1 protein-coding gene and 1 pseudogene are annotated in these 1,827 nt (G+C 50.5%); one reads left to right on the top strand and one right to left on the bottom strand.

Annotation, left to right across the window (positions count from 1 at the left end; genetic code table 11):
• Position 1 precedes the first annotated feature (1 nt).
• Positions 2-997 carry a peptidogalycan biosysnthesis protein gene (locus tag NXS07_RS21630; RefSeq protein ID WP_038216249.1) on the bottom strand — a complete coding sequence of 332 codons (996 nt, stop codon included), beginning with the start codon at positions 995-997 and terminating at the stop codon, positions 2-4.
• A gap of 51 nt (positions 998-1,048) precedes the next feature.
• On the opposite strand from NXS07_RS21630, the pseudogene NXS07_RS19755 reads away from it, so the two are divergent.
• A pseudogene (locus tag NXS07_RS19755) lies at positions 1,049-1,728 on the top strand (IS6 family transposase).
• Positions 1,729-1,827 lie beyond the last annotated feature (99 nt).

Genomic DNA, 1,827 nt, shown 5'->3' with positions numbered 1-1,827 from the left:
ATCAACAGGGTAGTGCAGACGTTTGAACGCTTTTCGGATCAGGGGCATCGCTCTGGACTCGCTCAAAAACAGGGGAGCTTACCTGATGATCGCTTAATGCGACAGAACCCGTTTTGGCTCTAAGGGCGGAAATGGACAGCCGGCATTCACAGCTCCCGTTTTTCGCCACGTAATCTAACGAGTCGTAATAGGTCAGCACGAAATAACGGAAGTCGTTATCGTCTATCTGATAATTCGAACCGTAATAACGGGCATGAAGGGTTTCACCAAAACGGTAGAAGATGGTTACCCCCAAGATCTGCTCACCGCGTTTGGCTACAGCAGCCACCGCAGTGTTGATGACTGAGGATTTTTTTTGTCCATCAAATATTCGCTGCATCCAGTCAATACCTTGATGGCTACCGTATTTTCCCCGGTTATTAGTAATAAGTTCTGCCGCCGCCTCCAGTAGATAATCGTCCAGTCGGCACCATTCCACTCGGTTCCCTAAGCGGGAAAAGGCGGCCAGTTCCGCGTTGGTTCTTACCCTGTGGTGGGAGCACAATTGTTGTAATTGCGAATCAAGCCCCCCGGCCGGTACCGATAGGGTCGCTTCCGCTGAATGCATCAATACCCGAGCATGGGGATAGTAACGGGCAACCTCGAGGGCCTGATGCAGCGGCATAAAAGGCATAATCGTTGCGTAATATCCACGGGTCCCGGCCAACTGGGCAAGCATTTCAGCCATGGCCGACAATGTTTCACCCCGGCGGCCCCCCTGCACGCAGGGGATTTCATTGTGCGTGGAACGGCGGGCCCCGCCCCACAAGAAGGGGGGTTGCCAAGGACCGTCCAATCCGGGGAAGTAGTCTGGCAGATAGAACAGCCCGGACTGATCTTCGCCACCCCAGAGTGCGCAACCGCCTAACAATCCCGCATTGCCGTACAGAGTAAAAACGTCTCCCTTGCCCAAGGCGTAATCCAGCCCACCTAACCAGCCGTGACGGTTCTGTTGCAATAAGCAAAGCCTTGGTAATATCTCACTTATTTGTTGATAAAGGTGTCGTCAATGTCGTTGATACGAAAAGCCTTCAAACGGTTACATTACCCCGTTGATATCATTGCCCAGTGTGTCCGTTGGTACTTGGCCTATGCCCTAAGTCTACGCAATCTCGAAGAGAGGATGACCGAGCGAGGAGTACGTGTTCATTCTACCTTATCCCGTTGGGTTATCAGGCTCACACCATTACTGGGTAAGGCCTTTCGTCGACATAAACGTCCCGTGGCTCGTCGCTGGTGTATGGATGAAACCTATATCAAAATCAAAGGTCAGTGGAAATACCTGTATCGGGCGGTTGATACCTCCGGTCAAACTATTGATTTTTTATTGACCGCCAACCGAGATACCGCTGCCGCTTTGCGTTTTTTCCGTAAAGCCCTACGCCACCACGGGGAGCCTGACATCATCACCCTTGATAAGAGTGGGGCCAACACCGCAGCCATCGCCTTGCTGAATACCGATAAATCAAAGGAAAAAACTATCAAAATCCGCCAGAATAAGTACCTCAATAAGATCATCGAAACATTAAACGTCGGATACGGCCGATATTAGGCTTTAAATCATTTCGCCGGGCCCAAACGATTTTAGCGGGGATAGAGCGCGTTTCGATGCTGCGTAAAGGGCAATACTCACAACCTGAAGATAAGATATTGTCACCGGCAGCGATGTTTTATCGATTGGCTGAATAAAGAGTAACGAACTCCACATTGACTTAGATGATGTCGTCATGAGATTTTCAGCCAAAGAACAAGGCAACGGATTTGCACTGCGGCAAGAAAAGACGCGCT

This window comes from Xenorhabdus bovienii (genome assembly GCF_024721015.1).
GTDB lineage: Bacteria > Pseudomonadota > Gammaproteobacteria > Enterobacterales > Enterobacteriaceae > Xenorhabdus > Xenorhabdus bovienii.
The sequence above is the reverse complement of the archived record's forward strand: the minus strand, read 5'-3'. Positions and strand labels throughout refer to the sequence as shown.